General features: G+C 41.3%; 21 protein-coding genes. 9 read left to right on the forward strand and 12 right to left on the reverse strand.

Annotated features, from left to right (window positions below):
* Nucleotides 1–223: 223 nt before the first annotated feature.
* Entirely contained in the window at nucleotides 224–2,380 is a 2,157-nt protein-coding gene (locus tag BM291_RS05415; RefSeq protein WP_092895153.1) for a TonB-dependent receptor, read from the forward strand.
* A gap of 138 nt (nucleotides 2,381–2,518) precedes the next feature.
* Here BM291_RS05415 and BM291_RS05420 read toward each other — a convergent pair whose 3' ends face one another.
* From BM291_RS05420 to BM291_RS05435, 3 genes are all read right to left on the reverse strand, one after another.
* Nucleotides 2,519–3,040: a hypothetical protein gene (locus tag BM291_RS05420; RefSeq protein WP_092895154.1), complete on the reverse strand. Its 522-nt coding sequence runs from the start codon at nucleotides 3,038–3,040 to the stop codon at nucleotides 2,519–2,521.
* 251 nt (nucleotides 3,041–3,291) lie between these two features.
* The gene (locus tag BM291_RS05430; RefSeq protein ID WP_092895156.1) at nucleotides 3,292–4,644 is read right to left on the reverse strand and encodes a sensor histidine kinase; all 1,353 of its coding nucleotides are present in this window, start codon (nucleotides 4,642–4,644) and stop codon (nucleotides 3,292–3,294) included.
* Entirely contained in the window at nucleotides 4,634–6,022 is a 1,389-nt protein-coding gene (locus BM291_RS05435; RefSeq protein ID WP_092895157.1) for a sigma-54-dependent transcriptional regulator, read from the reverse strand. The genes BM291_RS05430 and BM291_RS05435 overlap by 11 nt, the downstream gene beginning before the upstream one ends.
* A 329-nt stretch (nucleotides 6,023–6,351) precedes the next feature.
* On the opposite strand from BM291_RS05435, the gene BM291_RS05440 reads away from it, so the two are divergent.
* From BM291_RS05440 to BM291_RS05455, 4 genes are all read left to right on the forward strand, one after another.
* Nucleotides 6,352–7,599, forward strand: coding sequence for an efflux RND transporter periplasmic adaptor subunit (locus tag BM291_RS05440; RefSeq protein ID WP_092895158.1), 1,248 nt, complete (start codon nucleotides 6,352–6,354; stop codon nucleotides 7,597–7,599).
* A gap of 150 nt (nucleotides 7,600–7,749) precedes the next feature.
* Nucleotides 7,750–8,103 (forward strand): four helix bundle protein, encoded by a 354-nt coding sequence (locus BM291_RS05445; RefSeq protein ID WP_092895159.1) that lies wholly within the window; start codon nucleotides 7,750–7,752, stop codon nucleotides 8,101–8,103.
* A 278-nt stretch (nucleotides 8,104–8,381) separates the two neighbouring features.
* Nucleotides 8,382–9,077: an ABC transporter ATP-binding protein gene (locus BM291_RS05450; RefSeq protein ID WP_092895160.1), complete on the forward strand. Its 696-nt coding sequence runs from the start codon at nucleotides 8,382–8,384 to the stop codon at nucleotides 9,075–9,077.
* A gap of 381 nt (nucleotides 9,078–9,458) precedes the next feature.
* Entirely contained in the window at nucleotides 9,459–11,780 is a 2,322-nt protein-coding gene (locus BM291_RS05455) for an ABC transporter permease (RefSeq protein WP_245786775.1), read from the forward strand.
* A 209-nt stretch (nucleotides 11,781–11,989) separates the two neighbouring features.
* Here the strand turns inward: BM291_RS05455 and BM291_RS05460 are convergent, their stop codons facing one another.
* From BM291_RS05460 to parS, 6 genes are all read right to left on the reverse strand, one after another.
* The gene (locus BM291_RS05460; protein WP_092895162.1) at nucleotides 11,990–13,525 is read right to left on the reverse strand and encodes an FG-GAP repeat domain-containing protein; all 1,536 of its coding nucleotides are present in this window, start codon (nucleotides 13,523–13,525) and stop codon (nucleotides 11,990–11,992) included.
* A 168-nt stretch (nucleotides 13,526–13,693) separates the two neighbouring features.
* Nucleotides 13,694–14,617: a cation diffusion facilitator family transporter gene (locus BM291_RS05465; protein WP_092895163.1), complete on the reverse strand. Its 924-nt coding sequence runs from the start codon at nucleotides 14,615–14,617 to the stop codon at nucleotides 13,694–13,696.
* 146 nt (nucleotides 14,618–14,763) lie between these two features.
* A complete protein-coding gene (locus BM291_RS05470) occupies nucleotides 14,764–15,567 on the reverse strand; it encodes a DUF1206 domain-containing protein (RefSeq protein WP_092895164.1) in 804 nt (267 codons plus the stop codon).
* A 186-nt stretch (nucleotides 15,568–15,753) separates the two neighbouring features.
* Nucleotides 15,754–16,821: a YncE family protein gene (locus tag BM291_RS05475; RefSeq protein WP_092895165.1), complete on the reverse strand. Its 1,068-nt coding sequence runs from the start codon at nucleotides 16,819–16,821 to the stop codon at nucleotides 15,754–15,756.
* Between the two features lie 155 nt (nucleotides 16,822–16,976).
* Nucleotides 16,977–17,429 (reverse strand): RES family NAD+ phosphorylase, encoded by a 453-nt coding sequence (locus BM291_RS05480; RefSeq protein WP_092895166.1) that lies wholly within the window; start codon nucleotides 17,427–17,429, stop codon nucleotides 16,977–16,979.
* Nucleotides 17,430–17,431: 2 nt separating this feature from the next.
* Nucleotides 17,432–17,878, reverse strand: a complete 447-nt coding sequence (gene parS / locus BM291_RS05485) for a type II RES/Xre toxin-antitoxin system antitoxin (protein WP_092895167.1) — start codon at nucleotides 17,876–17,878, stop codon at nucleotides 17,432–17,434.
* A gap of 326 nt (nucleotides 17,879–18,204) precedes the next feature.
* On the opposite strand from parS, the gene BM291_RS05490 reads away from it, so the two are divergent.
* From BM291_RS05490 to BM291_RS05505, 4 genes are all read left to right on the forward strand, one after another.
* Nucleotides 18,205–19,080 (forward strand): carbon-nitrogen hydrolase, encoded by an 876-nt coding sequence (locus BM291_RS05490; RefSeq protein ID WP_092895168.1) that lies wholly within the window; start codon nucleotides 18,205–18,207, stop codon nucleotides 19,078–19,080.
* A 5-nt stretch (nucleotides 19,081–19,085) separates the two neighbouring features.
* Nucleotides 19,086–20,159: an agmatine deiminase family protein gene (locus tag BM291_RS05495; protein ID WP_092895314.1), complete on the forward strand. Its 1,074-nt coding sequence runs from the start codon at nucleotides 19,086–19,088 to the stop codon at nucleotides 20,157–20,159.
* A 146-nt stretch (nucleotides 20,160–20,305) separates the two neighbouring features.
* Entirely contained in the window at nucleotides 20,306–20,605 is a 300-nt protein-coding gene (locus BM291_RS05500; protein ID WP_092895316.1) for a GIY-YIG nuclease family protein, read from the forward strand.
* Nucleotides 20,606–20,798: 193 nt separating this feature from the next.
* On the forward strand, nucleotides 20,799–21,644 hold the full coding sequence (locus tag BM291_RS05505) for an alpha/beta hydrolase (RefSeq protein ID WP_092895169.1): 846 nt from the start codon (nucleotides 20,799–20,801) through the stop codon (nucleotides 21,642–21,644).
* 11 nt (nucleotides 21,645–21,655) lie between these two features.
* Here the strand turns inward: BM291_RS05505 and BM291_RS05510 are convergent, their stop codons facing one another.
* From BM291_RS05510 to priA, 3 genes are all read right to left on the reverse strand, one after another.
* Nucleotides 21,656–22,075, reverse strand: a complete 420-nt coding sequence (locus tag BM291_RS05510; RefSeq protein ID WP_092895170.1) for a type II toxin-antitoxin system VapC family toxin — start codon at nucleotides 22,073–22,075, stop codon at nucleotides 21,656–21,658.
* The gene (locus tag BM291_RS05515; protein ID WP_092895171.1) at nucleotides 22,059–22,325 is read right to left on the reverse strand and encodes a DUF6364 family protein; all 267 of its coding nucleotides are present in this window, start codon (nucleotides 22,323–22,325) and stop codon (nucleotides 22,059–22,061) included. The genes BM291_RS05510 and BM291_RS05515 overlap by 17 nt, the downstream gene beginning before the upstream one ends.
* Nucleotides 22,326–22,451: 126 nt before the next feature.
* Nucleotides 22,452–24,971, reverse strand: a complete 2,520-nt coding sequence (priA, locus tag BM291_RS05520) for a replication restart helicase PriA (protein WP_175499645.1) — start codon at nucleotides 24,969–24,971, stop codon at nucleotides 22,452–22,454.
* Nucleotides 24,972–24,973: the final 2 nt, after the last annotated feature.

Raw genomic sequence — 24,973 nt, forward strand, 5'->3', positions numbered from 1 at the left:
AGTCTCAATTCCCGGCTCTTTTCGCCAATTTTTCTGGATAGCGTGCACACTGAATTTTAACTTGGGAAGCAGCAGTTTCTATTTTACTCAAATCTTCTGAAGTAAGTTGGATACTGGCTCCGCCAAAATCCACTTGTGTATTATTAGCGGATATAGTTATTATTTAGGATGTAATAAATGCTTCGAGCCGTAAATTTGAGGCTTCAACTTTATCTATACTTTTATGTCAATCTTCAATACCCAGACTCTGACGAAGCTATTTCTTTTCGCTGGACTAAGCTTTGCCACTCAGATTTCTTTCGCTCAAACCAATGATACCATTCCCGAAACTCAACTCGGAGAAGTAATGGTAACGGCTCAAAAAGAGACTGCGGCCCTTCAAAAAGTACCTTTTTCCGTCTCCAACATTGATGACCGCAAGGTCGAGGAAATGAACCTCTGGCAAACCAAAGACCTTCGCGGTTACATTCCAAATCTATACTCTTCGAATCCAGGAGACAATAGAAACGTGATTTCAATTCGTGGTATTACCACTACTTCCTATGAGCCAGCAGTGGCTACTTATGTAGATGGGGTGAATCAATTTGGCTTGGATACGTATTTCTTTCTCCTAAATGATGTGGAGAGAATCGAAGTGCTCAGAGGTCCACAAGGGACACTTTATGGTAGAAATGCTATGGGAGGAGTGATGAATGTGATCACCAAACCAAAGTCTGATGATCTTTCCGGGTTTATCCGTACTGATATTGGGAACTTTGGCTTTTCCAGAATAGCGGCTGGACTGAAGACTATGGTGCTGCCGCAAAAGCTATACGTGGGTTTCTCTGTTTTGTCGGATAAATTGGATGGCTATTATACCAACCTGTATAACGATAGCGATTTTGATAAGCAGACGAATACCTTATTTGCGGGGAATGTGAATTATCTTTTCGCGAAAAACTGGGAGGCGATTTTGAACTTTAAATCTAATTCTGGAAGAAATAGAGGGCCTTTCTCTTTGGCTCCAGATCCAGATTCTGCCATTGAGAATCCTTTTGAAGTCAATCAAAATGCCACTACGGAAATGGTGGACAATAGTCAAAACATCTCTTTGGTATTTAAAAACACCGGTCCAAAATTCAACTTTTCCTCACAGACAGCTTACCAAAATAACTACCGCTATTACAAAACTCCTATAGATGGAGATTTCTCCCCGATAGATGGAGTTTCTATCGTGAATGACTATGGGAAAAATTGGAACACTGTTTCCGTTTGGACTCAAGAGTTCAGACTTGCTTCTGCTGAAAAAGGTCAAAAGCTGAATTGGCAAGTTGGATTTTTTGGATTTACCTCCGATGCTCCGACTAAGCAAGGAGTGTATTTTGGAGACGATGCAGCACTGATTGGATCACCGATTTCCAACTTCACCACCATCAATACAAACATTGCTTCAGGGTACGGTTTAGCTTTCTTTGGTCAAGCTACTTACAGCTTAACTGACAAATTGAAGCTGACTGCTGGATTGAGATCTGATTATGAGAAAAAGGAGTTGACTGTTTCGCAAGAGTTAGACTTCGGACAAGGTGACCCATTAGTGACACAACCAGATACTTTAGCAAATGCGAGTTACAATGCAATTTCTCCAAAAGTTGCTTTGGCTTATCAACTGGCAAGTACGAATGAAATTTACGGTAGCTATAGTCGTGGTTTTAGACCTGGAGGCTTGACTCAGATTGGTTCTGATCCAAGTAACCCACCATTATTTTCATACGATCCTGAGTTCTCAAACAATTTTGAAATCGGAAGTAAAAATTACTTCTTCAATAGAAGAGTTCGGGCAAATGTTTCAATTTTCTATTCCACCATATCAGATGTGCAAATCCCTGCTTTGATTTTGCCAGATGCGTTTATTGTGACCAACAATGCGGGTGACTTAACTAGTACTGGCATAGAGTGGGAGATCAATACTATCCCAACCAATAATTTGAGCATTGACTGGAGCTTTGGATATACCCATGCTACCTATGATAATTTGATGCTTCCTGGAGAGTCAGGACAAGTGGATTATGCTGGTAACAGACAGATATTTACTCCTGAATTCACTTCGATGGTCGCTGCGCAATGGACTCCACAGTTCTTCAACTCAAATTCCCTTGATTGGATGCTAAGAGGAGAATGGTTGTATTTCGGAGAGCAGTTTTTCAATTTAGAAAATACCATCAGCCAAGATGCGTATCAGATTGCCAATGCAAAGTTCGGGGTAGTTTCAGATACTATGGAACTTACAGTTTGGGCAAAAAATATCTTCGACACGACCTATATAGACTATGCATACAACTTTGGTCCTTCTCACTTAGGAAATCCAGCGACTTTCGGACTGACGGCGATGTATAAGTTTTAAGTAGTTCGGGATTAAAGCTGACCTGCTTTTCCAGGTGCAGTCCTAGTTTAGAAAAACCCATAAAACAAAGCCTCTGAAATCAATAGATCTCAGAGGCTTTATTATGGCGGATATTCAACTTTTGTGGGGTGAAAACAGCTATTCTATTTTCAGGAAATCTTTAAAATACTTCACTAAATTCTTGTATTCCTCCGTGTCAATTTTGCCTATCTCAATTACTTTTTCTACAACCTCATAGATTTCGTTGAATGGGTAGGTTGCGCTCAAATGCTCATTTTTATCCATCCATTTCTTTAGCATTTCGATTTCATATTTGTTGATATCTCCATCTGCCATGATGCCGTAGCATATTCCTTGGAGAAAATGCAAGTCGGCTTTTGTTTTATCCTTTTCTTCGAAATTCAAGGCATGTTTTTCTAGAATTCCTTTGAGTTCGATGATCTCCTCTGAGCCTATTGTGCCCGTTTTAACTTTGTTAGAGATTTCCTCAAAAAATGAATGGAAAGGTTCCTCAGAGCAAAGTCCTTCGTGTGTTGTGCACCAGGATTTCAATGCCTCATATTCACTGATGGTAATTCGGCCATCCATGGCGATACCATTTACCAAGCCATTTAAATTGTGAAAAGCTACTTGGGTTTGGGTCAAAAAATTATTCTTCATATCCTATACAGTTTTGTATAAGATACAAAGTCTTGATAAACAATGAAATGAAGGTGGCGTAGTATTTTTTGTATGTGGAAGGAAAAAACGGTTCCTTATAGCTTTTGGTGATGCCTTGAATAGGTGCAAGGGAGTCGTAAGGTCCTCGACTCCGCTCGGACTGACAAGCTTTCAGATTCATTGGAAGAATCTTTCATTCGTAGCGAAGTCTAATTGTCAGCCTGAGCGAAGTCGAAGGCTCTCCCCAAAAGTTACCTGAAATTCATCGTGAAAACCGTGCGTTCATTTGGGATGGAAGTCACTTGAAGGCTACCATTATGTAGGTTCATAATCTGTCTAGAGATTGCGAGTCCTATGCCACTTCCAGTCTTTTTGGTAGAATAAAAAGGAACAAAGATCCGCTCTAAAGCTTCAGGGATAATCCCAGGTCCACAATCTTCCACTTGTATCATCAAACCTAGATCGCCCTGTCCAATCGATGAAAGCCATATCGTGCGGTCTGCCTGATTTTGCAAAGATTCAGAGGCATTTTTCACTAAATTAATCAAGATCATAGTGATCTGATCCGGATCACAATGGATGTCCAAGTCGTTTGGATGAATCTTAGTTTCTATTTTGACCTCAGCGGATTTTAGATCCTCTTTCATCAAATTCAGTACATTTTCGAAGAGCTGCTTGACTGGTATTTTTACTTTTTTGGGAGCAGGTATATTCGTGTAATCACGATATGCATTCACGAAGTTCACCAGACCTTTACTTCTATTGGCAATTGTGTCCAAACCTTCCTGCATATCCATAAAGCCATCTCTTTTGATCAAAAAACCTTCTTGCTGTACGTAGCTATCCTCATCCAAAATGGTTCGAAGTGATTCCACCAAACTTGAAATCGGTGTAATGGAATTCATGATTTCATGACGAAGCACTTTAGTCAAGTTTTGCCAAGCTTCAAGTTCGTTTGACTGAAGTTCAGCATTGATGTTTTGAAGGGAGAGTAGTGTCCAGCTTTGACCGCCCATCTTGAGAGAAGTGGACTGAATGATCAGATGGAGCGAAGGATTTACCTTTTTGGAAATTCGCTGTCCCGGTTTCATTTCCATCACGTCTTCCAGAAGCTTTGGAGATAGCTTTCCCAAATCAGTAATGTCCCGAAACTGTGGAATCTGAAGCAAATGCTTCGCAGCATTATTGATAACACCGATTTTCCCTTGGTCATTGAATGAGATAATTCCCGTGTTGATATGCTGAATGATGACCTGGAGAAAAAGCATTTGTTCTTCCTTTTCGGCACGGGTTTGCTTGAAAACATCCATCACCTCATTGAATGAGGTATTCACCTCCCTGAATGAGCTTCCCATTTTGCTGTCCGAAGTGAAGGAACTTGAGAAATCAGCGTAGCGAATGGAGTCAAGAAAACGGGCAAGTTTGTGGTTGATCGAGTTTACATAATAAATCATTTCTCCAATCTGGATCAGTGCAATTATGCCTAGAATAGCGGGCGCCAACCAAAGGTCCTGGCTGTAATACAACCAAATTCCTAGATAAAGGCTAATAATAATTCCAAAAATTCTTAGCCCAACGCCAAGAGAAAAGCTCTTATAAACCATACTTCTCAAGTCTGCGATAAAGTGATGATCGAGTCAGCCCAAGTTCTTCAGCGGCTCTAGTGATATGCCCATTGTGTTTTTGTAATGCTTTGCGAATTAATATTCGCTCCACATCTTCGATATTCAAATGCTCCAAACTAACCGACTCATCTTGACGCTCTGGTTGTGCCATTTTTTGCAAAAAGAGATCTTCAGGTTGTAGCACATTGTGATTAGACATGATCACGGCTCGCTCGATACTATGTTGGAGTTCACGGATATTACCAGGCCAGTGGTATTTGGTCATTCGCTTCACTAGCGGTTCGGAAGCTTTACGAATGTCTTTGTTGTATTTTTTGGAATAAAAGGCAATGAAGTGATCCGCCAAAAGCGGGATATCTTCAATACGCTCCCGCAGAGGTGGAAGCTGAATTTCTATGGTGTTGATACGATAAAGCAAATCCTGGCGGAAGCCATTTTCATATACCATAGTATGAATAGGCATATTGGTCGCTGAAATCAACCTGATATTTACATCTACCGGCCGATTAGCACCGACCCGTGTTACTTGGCGATTTTGGAGTACTGCCAAAAGCTTTGATTGAAGTGGCATCGGAAGGTTTCCTATTTCATCCAAGAAAAGTGTCCCTTTGTGCGCCTGCTCAAACCTACCTGCACGATCTTCTTTTGCATCGGTAAATGATCCTTTTTTATGGCCAAAAAGCTCTGATTCAAAAAGCGTCTGTGTGATAGAGCCTAGATCCACTCCAACGAAAGCTTCTCTGTTCCTTCGTGAATGTCTGTGAATAGCACGAGCAATCAATTCTTTTCCAGTACCATTTTCGCCTAAAATCAAAACATTTGCATCAGTGACAGCGACACGCTCTATGGTTTCGAAAACCTTCTGCATGGACTCGCTTTGACCAATAATGTCCTTGAACTTATCGTCCATGTCTTGATGCATGGTTTGCTTCTGATCCCTAAGCAGATTCACTTCCATTTTCTTTTTGCGAAGCTGTAAGGCAGAATTTAGCGTAGCGAGTAAGCGTTCGTTTTCCCAAGGTTTCAGCACAAAATCGGTAGCACCTTCTTTAATCGCTTTCACGGCGAGATTGACATCTCCATAGGCGGTGATCAAAACCACCACGGCTGAAGGGTCAAGTTCCAGAATTCGATCCAGCCAGTAAAAGCCTTCCTGTCCAGAACTCACATCCTTAGTGAAGTTCATGTCAAGCAAAATCACATCGTAAGACTCGTTGTGTGTGAGGATAGGAAGCAGGTCAGGATTGGTCTCTGTATCCACTTGAGAAAAATGTCGCTTCAGGAAAATTTTTGCTGCTTTTAATAGGTCTTCATTATCATCTACTATAAGAATCTTGCCAGTACGTTGCTCGCTCATGATTAAAAGAATTAGGTCTAGATCGGAAAAATATCCGTCGTGCTGTGCCCACTTGTTCCAAAAGCATACCGAAAAGTAGGAGTGAGGTATTTTGGCTCAAAACGTTTGATTTCGGACAAGTTGAGCATGTTTTTGATTCGGTGGACGAGTTTATAAGTTAGGAAAAATATATTCGACTTTGAATGATTTTGTTCGCTTGCGGACGAAAATGTTCGCGAGTCTAGCTTGTGATTTTTCATAAATCAACGAAAGAAGCTTGTAAAGGCGATTTTTTGCATGGCATACCATTTGGCATACTGGGGATAGCCCGGAAATGGCATTTACACACAATGGATAGAAAATTAGCTAAGAAAACCTGGACCCCTAAAAGAATTGCCTGGATAGTAGGTGGAGTCGTTTTAGTCGCCGGAATTATTTATCAAATCGGATATGCAGATCATAGATCCACGATGAATGTGGAGAAGGATCGCTTAAGTATCGCAACAGTTTCAAAAGGGGAGTTTACCGATTATATATTGGTGTCAGGGCAGATCGAACCTGCACAGACATTCTTCCTCGATGCCATAGAAGGTGGGATGGTCGCTCAGATCGTTCGGGAATCTGGAGCGGTAGTAGAGGTGGGAGATACGATTTTGATCATGGCCAATTCCAATTTGCAGTTGGATGTAATGCAGCGAGAAACCATGCTTTACGAGCAAATCAACAACCTTCGCCAAACTCGACTATTTCTGGATCAAAATGATTTGAGTCAGCAGGGACAGCTGGCAGAGATAGATTATCAGATCAGTTTGCTTCAACCTCAGTATAAAAGGTTCAAGGAGCTTCACGAGAAGAAACTGGTTTCAGATCGGGAATTCGAAGAAGTGGCCGAGCAATATGAGTACAACCTGAAAAGAAAGGAATTGACCTATAAGTCTTATAAAAGTGATTCAATCGCCAGATCATATCAATTGGCGCAGCTTCGCCAGTCAGAAAGCAGAATGAATGCTTCGTTAAATGGTGTTGGGCAGATTTTGAATAATCTGGTCATTAAAGCGCCAATAGCGGGACAGTTGGCGATGGAGCAAATCGAAGTTGGTCAGGCGATCAACTCAGGAGAGCGATATGGTCAGATCGATGTGCAGGATGAATTCAAGGTTCGAGTGCCGATAGATGAATTGTATTTGCCGAGAATTGGACGTGGTTTGAAAGGAAAGTTTACGCTAAGTGGCGTGGACCATGAACTGGAAATCATGAAGATCTATCCAACCATCACTAATGGTCGATTTGAAGTGGATATGAAATTCACGGGTGAAAGCCCACAGGGAATCAGAAGAGGACAGAGTGTGAGAATCAGATTGCAGCTGAGTGATAGCGAGCAAAGTCTGCTACTGCCAACGGGCGGATTCTTCAAGGATACGGGTGGAAACTGGGTGTTTGTGATCAATTCTTCAGGAAATGCTGAAAAGAGAAATATCAGACTTGGCAATAAAAACCCTGAATTTTACGAAGTGCTGGAAGGGCTCGTCGAAGGCGAAAAAGTAATCATCTCCGGCTATGAGAATTTCGGGAAGAATGAGATTTTGGATTTGAAGTAGGGAAAAGACGGAAGACCGCAGACCGGAGACGGAAGACCGCAGACCGGAGACGGAAGACCGGAGACGGAAGACTGGAGACGGAAGAAAGGAGACGGAAGAGGCTGGGTAATAAAAAAGAGCGTTTGTAGTCAAAATTTAAACTGGTTGGATATGAGTTTCAAGTTTGAAAAATTGATCATTTGGCAGAAGGCTATGGATTTGGGTGAGGAAATTCATGACCTATCAAAGAAGTTTCCAAAAGAGGAAATTTACAATTTGACAAGTCAAATCCGAAGAGCTACCGATTCCATTGCTCTTAACATTGCCGAAGGTTCGATTGGTCAGTCTAACCCAGAGCAAGCTAGGTTTATAGGTTATGCCTTAAGGTCTTTAGCTGAGCTAGTTACTTGTTTGTACAAGGCAAAAAGAAGAAAGTACATTGAAGATTTAGAGTTTGAAAAACTCTATTCAGAATGTTTCAATCTGATGAATATGATTATAGGTTTTAAAAAGGCCATTAAATAAGCTGGAAGTCAGGAGACGGCAGACCGAAGTATCCTTGATGCTAGTGTTTTCCAAATCCTCTACCGTCTTCAAATTCAAAATAAATAAAATAAGGTTGGAGGACCAAACGACTTCGGTCTCCGGTCTCCCGTCTTCAAACTCAAAATAAATAAAATAAGGGTGGAGGCCCCAACGACTTCGGTCTTCGGTCTTCCGTCTTCTAACTCAAAATAAATAAAATAAGGGTGGAGGACCCAACGACTTCGGTCTTCGGTCTTCCGTCTTCTAACTCAAAAAACATGAACGTAATCAAAACCGTCGATCTCCGAAAGCTTTACTCCACTGAGGAGGTAGAAACTACAGCTTTGGACAGTATTCAAATCGAAATCAAAAAAGGTGAATTCGTCGCTATCATGGGACCTTCAGGTTGTGGAAAATCCACATTGCTGAATATTCTTGGTCTGCTGGATAACCCAGATTCTGGCGAGTATCATTTCTTAGAAAATGAAGTCGCCAAATTCTCTGAAAGACAGCGTTCTTCCCTCAGAAAAGGAAACATCGGTTTCGTATTTCAGAGCTTTAATCTGATCGACGAACTAACTGTATTTGAAAATGTGGAGCTACCATTGCTTTACCTCAAAATCCCGACTGATGAGCGCAAGACAAGAGTAGAAGAGGTGCTTACTCGCATGAATATCATGCACAGAAGAAATCACTTCCCGCAGCAGCTTTCCGGTGGTCAGCAGCAGCGAGTGGCAATTGCAAGAGCGATTGTAGCTAAGCCTTCTGTGATCCTTGCAGATGAACCTACAGGTAACTTGGATTCTACTAATGGAGAAGAAGTAATGCGCCTTTTGGAAGAACTCAATAACGAAGGAACCACCATCGTAATGGTAACTCACTCTCCCCATGATGCAAACTACGCACACCGAATCATCAATCTATTCGATGGTAAAGTGGTGACTGAGAATATCAGGGAGCAGTTTCACGTGTAATAAGACCGAAGACAGGAGACAGGAGACCGAAGTGAGCAACGTCACTGCGAGAAACGAAGCATTCTATTAAAGAGATAGTGTCGTTCCTCCCAATGACGAGCATCGCATGACAAAACCAACAACTAACACCTAATAACTTCGCTCCAAGCTGTGTCTTCACGGCCTGGAATATCTAAGGCTCTTGAAGACACCAGCCAAGACTAAGGATAAAGCGTTTTTAATTTCTTTATATCCTCGCTCCTGACAACTGTAGGGGAGACTCATTAACGGAAGTAATAAAATCCAGGTCGGAGGTTCAAATGGATCTCGTAAATCATAAATCGTAAATCAAAAATCCATAATATGCTTCGCCACCAACTCACCCTCGCTTTTCGCAGTTTTATGAAGTTCAAAAAGATCTTCGCTATCAATCTCTTTGGGTTGGCGATAGGACTCACGACTGTGGTTTTGATCATGATGTGGGTGAAGGATGAGCTGAGCATCAGTCGCAATCATGAGAACATTGATCGCATCTATGCAGTGATGACCAATCATGATAACAGCGGTGGGATTGTGACGATCGGAATTACTCCGGGAGATATGGCGGAAGCTATGAAGGCTGAGCTTTCTCAAGTGGAGTTATCCGCAGGCACATCTTCGTTTATCGAGGGAATTGCTTTTGAGAATGGGGATACCAAGATGACTGGAGCTGGTCTTTATGTAGATCAGGCCTATTTTGATATTTTCTCAGTTGATTTTGTGGAGGGAAATCCAAACCAGATCATGACGGGAATCAATAGCTTGGCGATATCAGAGACTATGGCTACCAAACTTTTCGGCTCACCCAAGGAGGCATTGGGGAAATCTGTGAAGTGGCAAGTTTTTGACTATCACAATGACGTGGAAGTGACTGGAGTTTACAAAGATTTCGGTTCCTTGGAAGTGGACAAGCCTGACTATTTCCTTTCCTTTTCTTACTTCAAACAGATGCTTGGTGAAGGTGTTCATTGGGGTAATTTCAATGCTTCTACCTATGTGCTACTTCGTCCCGATACGGATGTAGCTGCTTTTAATGAGCAAATCGCTGGTTTCATCAAAGCAAAAGATGAAGGAAGTAATGTGTCTGCTTTTGTGCAGCCTTATGGCGATACCTATCTCTATGGCACCTATGAAGATGGAAAAATAGCAGGTGGAAGGATCAGTTATGTGAAGCTTTTTTCAGCTATCGCAATCTTCATCTTGATTATCGCGTGCATCAATTTCATGAATCTGACTACGGCTAGATCGATTAGTCGATTGAAGGAAATAGGGGTGAAAAAGTCTATGGGAGCAAGCCGCGGTGGCCTTTTTGGACAATTTATGGTCGAATCCTTACTGTTGACATTTATGGCTTTGGTTCTGGCCATTCTTGCAACATTTATCCTGCAACCATTTTTCAATCAGGTGACTTCCAAAACACTCAGCATGTCTTTCCAGCCTGAGTTGATCCTGCTTTTATTGGGTATTTGGCTATTAACCAGCTTTTTGGCTGGGATATATCCTGCCGTTTACCTTTCTAGGTTTAAACCAGTGGAGGTGATGAAATCTAATATCAAGGGAAGCTTTGGGGAATTACTGGCGCGAAAAGGCTTGGTTGTTTTTCAGTTTGCAATTTCTCTCCTGTTGATCATAGGAATCTCCGTGATCGGTAAGCAAATGACTTTTATTCAAAATCAGAACCTTGGCTATAATCAAAGCCAGCTTCTACAGATAAATGCCTCTGGTGTCAATCCCAATCAGCTAGACTCGTTTCTGGCTGAACTCAAAAAATCACCTGGAGTCGAGAATGCTTCGAGTTTGAGCCATCCTTTGGTTGGCTTGAATAGCGCAACTATTGGTCTTACGTGGGAAGGGAAAAACCCTGAAGAGCAGGTGAAATTTGAAAATGTTTCAGTCAACATGGGATTGATCGAAACCATGGGATTTGAATTGGTGGGCGGTAGAGCGTTTTCGCCAGAGTTTGGAGAGGAAGAGTCGAAGATAATTTTGAATGAAGCCGCAGTTCGGACCATAGGTTTTGATGATCCAGTTGGACAGATTGTTAATCTCTGGGGAGAGGACAAAGAGGTAGTAGGAGTGATCAAGGATTTTAATTTCGAGTCATTGAAAGAGACAGTTAAACCTGCTTTCCTGAAGTACGATCCGGGTTTTGCACAAAGACTTATGGTGAGAATTGAGCCTCAAAATCAGCAGGAAACTATAGCTAGAATTGATGCGCTGTTTGTAAAGCAAACCGCTCAGCCTATGGATTATTCATTCATGGATGAGGATTATCAGTCACTTTATGCTTCCGAACAGCGCGTGTCCAAACTAGCAAAGTATTTCGGCGTAATGGCAATTTTCTTGAGTTGTCTGGGATTATTTGGTTTGGCGGCATTTACTGCAGAAAAGCGAAAGAAAGAGATAGGCGTTCGCAAAGTAATGGGAGCTTCCACTTTTAGCATTCTGACTTTGGTATCTAAGGATTTCGTGCAGCTCATCTTGGTATCTATCGTCATCGCCGTTCCACTGGCATGGTATTTCGCCAATAACTGGCTGAAAACCTACGCCTATCAGACAAGTTTAAGTTGGTGGATCTTTGCAGGATCTGGCTTTTTATTAGTTCTAATAGCTGTGATCACGGTAGGAGTTCAGGCTTTCAAAGCTGCTTCAGCTAATCCTGTGAATTCGCTGAAAAGTGAATAGTGAAGTAGCTAGTATTAAGATCCAAAATGTAAGATTCAAGTCAGAAAGTTTAACTGTCCGAGGTAGGTTTCATTCAGAAAGCTGAAGATAATCCTTCAACTCGGTCAGTGCCTGCTTTGCTGTTAGGCAATTCCTCGCGGATCAAAACACAAGTGGCCTGTGAGGACACAGGCAATGGTGGCAGCAATACATACCACGGCGATACATATTTACTTCTTTTGATACTTTCCGTTTTCTAAAATCAACACATTAGGCAGTTCGTTTATGCCTTGGATTACCAATTTAGTGTACTCCAGCGTGGTGTGGAGGTAAGATCCCAAGACGATGTCCATGTCTCCGTCTGCATCTAGATCTCCCACATCCATTGTCATCCATTTTCCTAAGGCAGCTTCAGGAATGTACTTGGGCTTAAAAGTCATATTTCCTGTGTTTTCAAAAAGTATAAATTGCTGCTCTGGATATTCGAGTTCATCATAAAAAGCAATCGTAGCCAAGTCTAAATCTCCGTCTTCATCAAAGTCCAAAGCCATTACTTTGACTGCTCCATACTGAGGATAAAACCATGCTTCTTCAAAATTCCCATTGCCCTTGTTTTCATAGATACGATAACCATGGTAAGGTTTAGGGACAGAGGAATAGTCCCAATTATCTCCGTTGCTGACCAATAGATCCAATTCTCCATCGTCATTCAGATCCTGTAGCTCAAAATAGCTGGAACCCATCACAGGTGAAAATCTCAGTAAAATCTTCTCAGCAGCGAATTCACCATTTCCCTGATTATAAAAAACGGAGATACGCTCATTTCCCTGGCAGAAGAGAGCTACGATATCCAGTTTTCCATCGTGATTTAAGTCAGCAACTTCTAGTTTTCTAGCACCAACTCCACCGAGTTGAATCGGTTTTGAGCTAAGATTTCCATCTGGATAGATAGTGATGTTTCCTCCATGATGGCCATAGTTGCAAAGCAAGAAATCGGGTTTTCCATCCTTTTCTATGTCTTCCCAGATTGCAAAAACAGGTCTGGGCAACTGATCCAGAACTTGAGTCCAAGAGTCGTAATTCAAGTCCATTTCATAAAGCACACCTTGTGAAAGATCACTCGGGGCTATGGATCCAATGGAAATGAAATTGTAAACGTTAACAGCTTTTTTAATGAAATTTATCGCCGGGGTTGCAGCTTGAGGAAGGGTGTAAAGCTCATCACTTTGCACTTTTACATAAATTTGATTGCTAGTGGCATCTGCGATAAAAAGCTCAGATCTTTCTTCATTGATCGCTACTAGACTTGTCTTTGGACTTTGAATACCTTCTATGAAAAGCTTCTTTGCTATAAAGTTATGTAAGGGTTGTGGAGATTCTTTTGCTTGTTGGAAAGCTAACTCTTTTGGAGCTTCAGCTCCGTAAAAATCCATAATCGCTTGAAAGTCCTCTGTAGTAATCATAGAGGTGGAAGGATACACCCCAAACTTTTTACTGATGGCAATTTCTGCTGCGGATTTATTCTCGTAAACTCCCAAACTATCCTGAGCCGCTTTAAAACCCATCATCGCTGCCATTAGTGGAAGAACTTGCTGCTTCCAGATAGCTTTGGGTAAAAGGGAAGGAGAAGGGTAAGCATGACAGGCGCCACAGTAACTTTCGGCCAACACTCTGCCTTTTAGTAATGCCTCATCCTGAGCTTTAGCAGCTAAGCAAAGCAGGAAACCCATAGAAAGCAGGAAGATGGATTTACGAAGAAGAGACATTTACTGCCTGTATTGAAGTTTTTATGAAGAATAGGAATCCGCTTGCTTAATAGCTGAATTAGAATACCAATATAAATTCGATTTTCTGGTTTTTACTATACTTGGTTTACCGAGTTCAAAAGCAAAGAGTATATAGTTGATGATAAGATTCTATATAATACTACTTTTCTATTCTGTGTTTTTTTGCTCTGTTAAGCTACTCGTCTCAATAAAGATTCTTTGTACAATAGGATGGAAGTGTCGAATCTCTTTTTCAAGTCTAGATACCGCTTTCTCAATATCCAGTGAAGATTGATTTTTCTTAAATCGAATGTCAATAGCTAAAAAAACATTATGCGGACCAAAATACATAGTTAAGGGTTTTTTAGCCTTTTCTACCGCCTCATCTGCATGCACAATTTTTAGAATACTGGATGATATTTCTTGATTCGCACCTTCTCCTATAAGTAAGCCCTTACTTTCTATTGCCAATATCAAGGCTATTACCGCAAGTAAAAGACCGATAAGAACAGACGCATAGGCATCATATCGTGCGTCTTCAAAATAATGTCCTAGAAATAAGCCTAGACCAGCTATTACTAAACCTACGAGCGCACCTGAATCTTCCAATATTACAGCAAAGCTCCCGGGATCCTTGCTTAATTTGATAGCTTTCCAATAACTGTTTTTTTTTTGTTTTTTGAAATTTTTTAATGCAAAATATAGTGCTGATCCTTCAAATAAAAAGGCAAGTCCCAATACGACGTAACTCCAGAAGGGATCCGTTAATGGAACAGGGTTAGATATATGAGAAATCCCTTTGTATAAAGACATTCCACCACCGATTGAAAAAATAAGTATGGCAACAATCAATGACCAGAAATAGAGTTCTTTACCATGACCAAATGGATGATTGTCATCAGCCGGTTTTTTGCTTTTATGGATTCCATATAAAAGTAATCCCCCGTTACCCGTATCTACTAGAGAGTGAATTCCTTCAGAAATCATCGCCGAACTTCCGCTAAAACTTGCTGCTATAAATTTAGCTACGGCTATCGCAAGGTTTGCAACAATCGCTGCATATATGGGTAATTTACTTCCCGATGTATCCATTTTTTGAAATAATTAAATTAATCGAAATATGTTCTACTGAATACTTAGTAAGACACTTTAATTGTCATGTCTATTCGATTCTATTTGTCAATATATTATGTAGTTAAAATGAAATCATTCGTGTTGATATCACTTGAAAGAGTTGCCTAACCCAAGTCAGCAATATCAGAATGGCGCGCAACCATGAAACAAAAGATTCCATAACCCAGCATTCCTAGTGCGACTGCCCCCATAAGAAAGTTGCCATAAGGTAAACTTAATAAATATTGCAAAGCACCTTCTGTACCCTCTAGGGCATTGGCATCGTGAGCCAAGCTAACTCTAATTATAAAAAAAGAAATGATTCCAAAAACTACTCCTCTTGCTAAATAACCATACCTACCGCTATGTTTAACCAAGTTGTATTCATTTTTATTTTTGGGATTTTCATCAATCTGCTTCATGTATTTGCCGCTAAATCCTAAATAGCACTGCCATATTGCATTTAAAGCCATCCCTACGGCAATAATCCATATAGCCCAAACTCCCCATTCTTTTTCAAGCAATTGGCTCAGTGCTGCTTTTTTAGAATCATCGCCTGACGAACCTGCAATACTAAAAAGTGGTTTCGCAAATGAAAAGGCAATGATTGCATAAAATATTCCTGAATAGGCATATTGGAGTCTAGGACCAATCCTTTTTTCATCTTCGTCGCCACTGGGATCGACTGCGGCTTCATAAAAGCGCCATAAGCTATAAGCCAATAAGCCTAAAGCTAAAATTGCTGTGAGTATTACTCCGCCAGGTAATTCTTGAAGAAATAAAACAATACCTGATTTTCCTTTAATGTCTCCACCCAATCCGAAGGCAACCATTGCAGCTAGAATACCCATTAGCGCGTATACTAATCCTTTACTGTAAAAGCCGAATTGCTTTACTTTTTTTATTTTGTCTTTTTTGGAGTTGTCCATATACTGATATCCCGAAATGGGGAATTTTTATGTTGAATTAGTACTAGGGATACTATTAACCATAAGTAGTGCCATGGTGTTTTGACCTAGTGTATCCTAACATGCTACAGCCGACGTGGCCAGCGGATGGAAACTTCAGCTATTATTATTATTATTTAAATCAGCTTTCCTCAACAACAGTGAAGTTTATTTTGAACTGAACCAAGCCATACCATCCGGGTTTTGAAGGCCGGTTATTTCTTTGATCACCGTCATGGTGTTAGTGTCGATCACTACGAGTTTGTTGCCGGCGCTTACTGTATAGTATGCCCGTGGGCGTACTGGATCGATGAGGATGCCTTCTCCACCGGCACCTACGTCAATACGTTTCACCTCTTTACGTGTTGCCACATCCCAGACACGCAGTTCGTTGCCCTGTAGCTCATTCATCAATACGTATTTTCCGTCCTTTGTAAACTTAATGCGGTTGTTCAAACCGCCTTCAAACGAAATAGTGCTGACCAGTTTCATCTCAAGCATGTTGATGATCGATATCTCTTTCGCATGCATGTGAAGGGCCCAAAACTCGTTGCCGTCGGGTGAAAGCGCCATGCCTTCCATGCGGGTGTCTCCAGGGAAATTAGTGAAAGAAAAATTTTTCTGCCCTTTTTCATTTGTTATCCGATCGACAATAGAAATCACACTGCCATTGCTGCTTGCAGTAAAGATTCGCTGTTCATCGGGAGTGACGATGAGCATGTGTGATCCACCGGGGAGTCCAATAACCTCGTCAAACTTCTTGGTTGCCGGATCATAACGTGTGATCAGGCGGTTGGTCTCATGGCCAAGGTAAAGATGTGTTCCTGCGAAAGTAATCGCATGACGGTCTCCAAATGCGCCGATGTCAATGGGCTCAATCCGCTTTTGCGCAATCGCATCCACTACGGTGATTCCAGGCAGATTCGAACCTATGTACACATACCGCCCGTCGGTTGCGATTTCATGAAGATTTCCTCCTGCCGGAATACGAGCTACCACTTCAAGTGTTTCGGGATCGATTATCACAAGACGTCCTGCAGCCTTCTCGCCTAGCAGTAACGCCTGTTTGGGTGTGGGTCCAAAACTCACTACCGGCGAATCTGGGTCGACGGCACGGTTTTCCCCCTGCCCAGCACTTTTGCCAGAACCTCCTGATGGTAGGGTTTGAGCAAGCAGTGGTTTTACTTCAAGAAAGAATAGGGTGATCAGTAGTAGTAAAAAACTTGATTTTTTCATAACAGGAATTTGGAGAGTAGTAGTTATGAAAACCACCTCCAGGAATTGTCCTGTGCTGTCTTGAATGTGCCCTTCTCATCAGTTCTTCTTCCGAGCCAATTTTATATTTTCAGGTTTTTTATACTCTCTTATTATCAATATATTATTCCTGTTTATTACTTTATCAACCTCTGATCAAACCGAAACTCTACCTGTTCAATGACTTTCACTCTATGATATTCTGGGTGTCTGCAGTTGAGAATGTAATTTCTTGAACTGTGAATTACACTGCTTGGCACTTTAAGAGCTATTGATCTATTGGAGCTTATCCATTCTTCCGCTATTTCTGCAAGAATCGATGGTGCAGGGTAGTTTGTCCAGTTATCTGGCAAATCTTTTATCTCAATTCCATAAATTGAATCATCAGGAATCTCTAGGGTCAAGATATCTAAAGCTGGAACTATGGCTGGTGGAGTATGTATAACTATTTCGAGCAGCGCTATTGCTTTGCTTTCCCCAGTGTAGAGAACAGGCGAGCCTTTTTTATTCCACCGACCACCAAACATCGCTGCACCTGATCCAGAAATATCACTAGCATGTTTTTTACCGGCAATTCGATAGACCTTCATGATTAACTGTAAACACCATGCTCGATTCTTCCTAGAACGTCCCTCACTTTGGATATTCCACCAGGAATTTCAATTAATTCCTGAGGTTCAATATCTCCCAAGGAGGTGTTTGGAAGGTGTAGCCATTTAAAGAAATTTTCTTTGCTTTCAAAAACTTCGATTCCATACAAGAACAAATCCGCAGCCTCAAGTAATTGAACTGAGCTATTCCTTTTTAGGTCCTGCTTTGACCTTAATAATCGATACAGCGTTGGTTCTGATAAGTTTAATAGGGTAGCGGTGAAATTTTTGGAGAGATTAAAATAATCACTGAAGTGAATAACTGCATCAGAATTTATGCCTTTGGTCGCAAGTGTAATGAAGTCAAAAGGACTGTCCACTCTCTCCGTTAGATTTTCTCTACCCAAAACCTCATTTAATTTCTGGTATCTATCAATTGTCTTTCCCATGTTGTGTCATATGATAAAATAATTTATCATATGAACGAATATGCAACATTTATGTTGAAAAATAAAAACCATTGGAGGGTCTTTATTTCTTTGGTCTTAGAAAATTAGACGTTGTTGAGGTTTGATATTCAATTGATTATATCTGTTGGTTGAAATAGGGTATCTGTGCTAACCGAGTTCTTTTTCAAACTGAATCATTTTCACTCTCTTTTAGTTATCTCAACTGTGCTCCATCCAGGTCACCAATTCGTGAATTTCATAAACTCAGTTTGGGATTGGGACGGCACAAAAGTATCTTTACACCTCATTCATCAAAATGATCTATTGTGGCAAATAAAACTGTAAAAGTTGGCTTAGTCCAGTTGGGTTGCTCTTCTGATGTAGCCGAAAATATGACGAAAACCATCGCTGGTGTTCGTGACGCTGCTGCCAAGGGCGCACAGGTTGTAGTTTTGCAGGAGCTTTTCCGCTCTCTGTACTTCTGCGACGTGGAAGATTACGAAAATTTTAAATTGGCCGAGGCTATTCCTGGCCCATCCACTGATACACTTGGCGAGCTCGCCAAAGAACTTGGTGTGGTGATCGTGGCTTCTCTTTTTGAGAAAAGAGCCGAAGGTCTATACCATAATACCACTGCTGTTTTGGATGCGGATGGAGCCTATTTGGGCAAATACAGAAAAATGCATATCCCAGATGACCCTGGGTATTACGAGAAATTCTACTTCACACCAGGTGATTTGGGATACAAAGTATTCCCTACCAGATTCGGTAAGATCGGCGTGTTGATCTGCTGGGATCAGTGGTATCCGGAAGCTGCACGAATCACGGCATTGAAAGGAGCGGATTTCTTGGTGTATCCTACAGCTATCGGTTGGCACAAGGATCAGGACGGACTTACTAACGAAGAACAATACGGCGCTTGGCAGACGATTCAGCGTTCCCATGCTGTTGCAAATGGTATTCCTGTAGTTTCTGTAAATAGAATTGGTATCGAAGGTGATATGAAATTCTGGGGCGGTTCTTTTGTCTCCAATCCTTTTGGAAGAGTGTTATTCAAAGCTTCTCATGACGAGGAACAAGTACATGTAGAAGAACTTGATTTTGCTGGATCTGACCGATACAGAACGCACTGGCCTTTCTTGAGAGACCGAAGAATTGATTCTTATCAGCCGATCACCAAGCGATACTTGGACGAAGAATAATGAGTATGACAGACATCTTTGCTTTAGCCAATTCGGGTGAGAAGACACCAGCCGAATTAGGCTATTATTTCCCTGCGGAATTTGCCCCACATACAGCTACTTGGTTGAGTTGGCCTCATAAAGAGGAATCTTGGCCTGGGAAACTTGACAGCGTTTACGCTCCGTATTCTGAGTTTATCAAATATGTGGCACTAGGCGAAATCGTCAATATCAATGTCGCTGATGAGGCGATGAAGGCTTTTGCTTTGGTACATCTAGAAAAAGCAGGAGTGAAATTGGCGAATATCCGTTTTCACTTTTTCCCAACAAATGACGCTTGGTGTAGAGACCATGGGCCTGCTTTTCTGATCAATCCAGATGCGGATGTGAAGAAGGTCTTGGTGAAATGGGATTACAATGCCTGGGGAAATAAATATCCTCCTCATGATCTGGATAATCAGATTCCGATCAAAATCGCTGCTGAATTGGGTATTCCTTGCTTCAAACCTGGGATCGTCATGGAAGGTGGTTCGGTGGAATTTAATGGAAAAGGAACGCTTTTGACTTCAGAAGCTTGTTTGCTTAATGAAAATAGAAATCCACATCTCAACCAAGATCAGATCGAACGTTTCCTTCAGGATTTTTACGGAGTGAATCAGATCCTTTGGGTAGGAGATGGTATCATTGGGGATGACACCGACGGACATATCGATGACATCACTCGCTTTGTCAATGAGGATACCGTGGTGACTGTCGTGGAAGAAAATAAATCAGACGAGAACCATGCCTTACTTCAGGAGAATCTGGAGAGACTGCACAAGATGCGCTTGGCAAATGGAAAGCAATTGAATGTGGTAGAACTTCCCATGCCGGATCCGGTGATTTGGGATGATCAGAGACTTCCTGCTTCTTATGCCAATTTCTACATTGCTAATCATGCCGTTGTAGTTCCGACTTTCAGGGATAAAAAAGATCAACAAGCGCTGGATATTATTTCGGACTGTTTTCCAGACAGAAAAGTCGTGGGAGTGGATTCCAAAGATATCATCTGGGGTTTGGGCAGTTTTCACTGCTTGAGTCAGCAGGAACCGGAGGTGTAGCGTCATTGCGAGCGAAGCGCGGCAATCCAGTTGATTCTATAAGATTGCTTCGTCGTACCTCCTCGCAATGACGTCCCGTTTCAGGAGATTGCTTCGTCGTTCCTCCTCGCAAGGAATAAAATCTAGTTTTTTAACCTTATATGTTTATGGAAAAAGGTAATGCCATTTATATCATGACAAATGCTAGGAAAACTGTTTTATATACTGGCGTAACCAATAATCTCTCCCGAAGAGTCTATGAACATAAAAGTGGTCTAAATTCAACTTCTTTTACTTTCAAATACAACTTGAAGAAACTTGTTTATTTTGAGTCTTTTCACACAATTGATGAGGCTATTTTAAGGGAAAAGCAAATCAAAGGTGGAAGTAGAAAAAAGAAGGTAGACTTGATTAATTCTATAAATCCAGAATGGAAGGATTTGTGGGAGGAGATAGAGAAATGGTGAAGCCTACGTCATTGCTAGGAACGAAGCAATCTCGTTTTAGAATATATCAGTTTTTCGTCATTGGTAGCGACGCAGGAACGAAGCAATCTTGGTAACACAACGAGATTGCTTCGTCGTTTCTCCTCGCAATGACGTTAGCTTTAGAGCAATCCGAATTCATGATTTTCTACGTTTCTAAAGAAAACCACCAACTATGCTTCGAATATTCCTAGCCCTTATTTTTACTTTTTTGATAAGCTCCTGTGCTTTTCAAACCCTAAACAGAACCAAAGACATCAACTACATTTCTGCCACTACTCAGGAGGATTTGCCCAATAAGAATCTGGATGTATACGCTCCTAAGAAAGCTGATAACTTACCTGTGTTGGTTTTTTTCTACGGAGGAAGTTGGAAGTCGGGTAACAAGGAGATGTATCACTTTCTTGGAAATAGATTGGCTAGGAGAGATGTGATCGTTGTGGTTGCTGATTATCCATTGTCCCCTGATTATGAGATTCCAGCAATGCAAGCTTCTGCTTTGGCAGCTGTGAATTGGACCAAGGACAATATTGAAAGTTATGGTGGCAATCCTGATCAGATTTTTGTTTCGGGGCATTCTGCTGGAGGACATCTGGCCTCATTGATTGCTGTGAAAGAGGATGAATTGAAATCTTCAGAGAATGGAAAGAAGTTGGCCGGTTCTATTCTCATAGACGCTGCAGGATTGGATATGTATGGGTATCTGCAGGAAACGAGTGAGGGAGAAGGCAAAAAGTATTTAAATGCTTTTACGGATGATCCTGCGGTTTGGAAGGAATTTTCTTCGATGTATTTTTTGAATGATAATTTGTCGCCAATGCTGATTTTGGAAGGCGAGCGCACATATCCTAGCATTCAAGATAGTAGAGAACGATTCATGAAGCGTATTGAAGAAAAAGGAATCGAAAATGTGACTGTTAAAATTTATCCTAAGAAAAAACATATTCCAATGATCACTCAGTTTCTATGGACTGGAGGTAGAGTATATAAGGATGTGCTGGGGTTTATTGAAGAGAATTGAATTTTTAAATCTTACTTCACCAAACGATCAATCAATTCCTCAGGAGTAATTACAGGAAGGTAAGGTTTTGAGAGTTTGAGGAAATCACGGTCTGATGTGACGATAGCATCCATGTGGTGATCATGTGCAATTTGATATAAAATAGCATCTTCAATATCAGCAAAATTCATTGCCAAAGCATTCTGAACATGACTTTTTTTGCCCTCTAAAAATTCAAAATTAGGAATCATGTTAATTAATATTTCAGCTGTTTTTTCATAATCTAAAAGCTTCAGCAAAATGTAAGCACATGTTTGCACAACTCCTGTTGTAATGAAACCTTGAATCTTCCCCGTTGATAGGTGATTTAGTAATACCGAAAATTTCTCTGGATCAGAAGTCCTTTTAATAGTAATATCAAGAAGTACGTTAACATCAAAAAAGATCTTCATAGCCCATTTTTTTTGCTTTGGCTTTATAATAATCTTCTTTGTAATCGTAATTGTCAGGAATATCAAATTTCGGCAAAGATTTCATGTATTCCACCAAGCTCATTCCATTTTTCAATTTTGGCCTTGGTTTGATTAGTGCTTCGAAATGCTCTTCTACTAGACTTGAAATACTCGTATCATTCTGATCCGCATAAGTTTTGATCTTATCCAGCAGATTTTCTTCTATGGTGATATTGAGCCTCTTCTTCATGATTCAATGCGTATGATTGTAAATATATACGCATGAATATATGATATGGTTCTTAACTTATTGATAGGCAAGAATCTAAAATTTGAATAATTTTTCAATTTTAGAATATTTTAATCTTCCAATACTTTAAGAAGGATCTACATCCACCACAAACCTCACGGAGCGAAACTCAGGTCTTGATTTGAGCTCTTCAGTGATTTTCCAGAGGTGTTCTTTGAAAATTACCGGAGTATTTCCTGAGCGATCTAATTTGATCAAACTCTCAAACTGATACTGATTCTTTATTCTGGCGATGATACCTTTTTCTGGGCCCAGCACGATTTTCTTGATAGGAATCTCCGCCATGCCGTGATGTAAATTTAGCGCAGCTTTTTCTGCGACTTTAAAGTCTGTGTGACGTGTCGTGATCTTTACCAGTTTTACAAAAGGCGGGTAATAAAACTTCTTTCTATCGTGAATTTCATGGTTGAAAAACTCAAAATAATCACCCTTGATCACCTGAGCATAAATCTGTGTTTCTGGGTCCCTGGTTTGCACGATGACCTGTCCCTGAACTTCCCTTCGTCCTGCTCGACCTGCGACTTGGGTGATTTGCTGAAAGGCTCTTTCTCCTGCACGGAAATCAGGGAAATTCAAAATACGATCTCCATCCCAAATCCCGACTACAGTTACTCTTCCAAAATCCAACCCCTTGGTAATCATCTGAGTTCCGACCAGAATATCCAGATTTCCAGATCCAAATTCATCCAGTAAGCGCTGATAGCCATGCTTGTTTCTGGTCGTGTCCAAATCCATTCTGCCAATTCTGGCTTCAGGAAAAAGTAAACTTAAAGACTCCTCAATCCGCTCAGTTCCCATGCCCATGGTAGTCAAATGAGTACTCCCACAAGCAGGGCAGGCGCTAGGTGTTTTCTCTTTGTACCCGCAATAGTGGCAGCGGAGTTCTTCGGAGAATTGATGGTAAGTCAAGCTCACGTCGCACTGCACGCATTGCCCTGTCCAGCCGCAATCCTCACATTGTATATATGGTGAATACCCTCGACGGTTTTGAAAAATCAAGACTTGCTCTTGCTTTGCCAGAGCCTCCTGGATTCGCTCGCGCAAAATGCGTGTGGTGTCTAGCTTGAGTAAGTTCTTTCGCTTATCTGCTGCCAAATCCGCCAAGTGGAATTGAGGCATGCTGGCATTGCCAAATCGATTAGTCAATTCTACGTAACCAAATTTGCCTTGTGTAGCATTGAAGTAGGACTCGAATGAAGGAGTCGCTGATCCCAAAAGCGTTCTTGCCTGATGAAAATAAGCAAGCATAATCGCAGAATCTCTTGCCTGAAATCTTGGTGCTGGGTCAAACTGCTTGTAGCTAGATTCGTGCTCCTCATCTACTATAATCAACCCTAAACTATCAAAAGGCAAGAAAATAGATGATCTCACGCCAACCACAAAGGAGAATCGGCCGCTTAATACGCCATTCCAAACTTCCACGCGCTCGTTGTCTGAATACTTGGAATGATACACGCCCATTTTGCTTCCAAACACTTTTTTCAGGCGCGTCACAATCTGGGTAGTGAGCGCGATTTCAGGTAAAAGAAGCAGAACCTGAGAACCACTTTCCAATACTTCCATGATCATCTGGATGTATATTTCCGTCTTACCGCTGCCGGTTACACCATGTAATAGGACGGATTGCTTGCTTTCAAATTGATGCTTGATTTCCTCGAAAGCAGATTGCTGGCTAGTAGAAAGAACGGCTGGTTCGGATTCTGCCTCTTCTTCAGCAAGCCTGTTTACGACTACTTTGAATGATTCGAAAATCCCGTTTTTGATCAGCGTCTTTAGTGAGCTTTCAGAATCTCCCTCTTCCAGCAAAGTTGCCTTGTCTAATCCTTTTTCGTTGGACTTTGGTTTTTGAAGAAAAGGAACATCTCTCAAGTATTTTAATAGAATGGATTCCTGCTTTGCTTTGCCTGCTAAAGCCTCGAAAACTTCCTGCAATGCACTTTTACTTTCAGCAATCGGAGGAGTCAAACGAACTCTGGTCTCTACTTTTGGGGTGTATTTTTCTTGAAGACGCTCAAAAATCAGGATCGCTTCTTTCTTGACAAGGCTCTTGAGAATTGGGTGAATACTTTTGATCGAAAGTACTTTTTCGCAGTCTTCATAGGATAACTCAGGCTTGGAGTCCAAAGCGTCTAAGATCATGATCTCACGATCATCCAATGGAAATTTGCTCGTTTCTCGATCGTAATTTGGATTGAGCTGAACTTTGCTTTCGCTGCTCAATCTTAATCCGGAAGGCAAAGCTGCATGCATGACTTCCCCAATGTGACAGAAATAGTATTCTGCCATCCAAACCCAAAATCGAATTTGTAGTGGATTGACGCTAGGTGTATCATCCAAAACTTCCAGAATTGGCTTGGCCTGATACGCCTGCGGAGGTTTATTGTGTACTTTTCCTATGATTCCAGTTAGTACTTTTTTCTTCCCAAACGGCACAATCACACGAGCGCCAAGATTTATCTCGGGCTGCATGGTATGTGGAATGCTATAAGTAAACATCCTCGGGATCGGAACGGGCAGGATGATATCTGCGAAATTATTTCCGCTTTCGGGTGGGTACAAATCTTGATCTCCAAACAGGTTTTCCAAGG

It is taken from the genome of Algoriphagus aquimarinus, assembly GCF_900112005.1.
Lineage (GTDB): Bacteria > Bacteroidota > Bacteroidia > Cytophagales > Cyclobacteriaceae > Algoriphagus > Algoriphagus aquimarinus.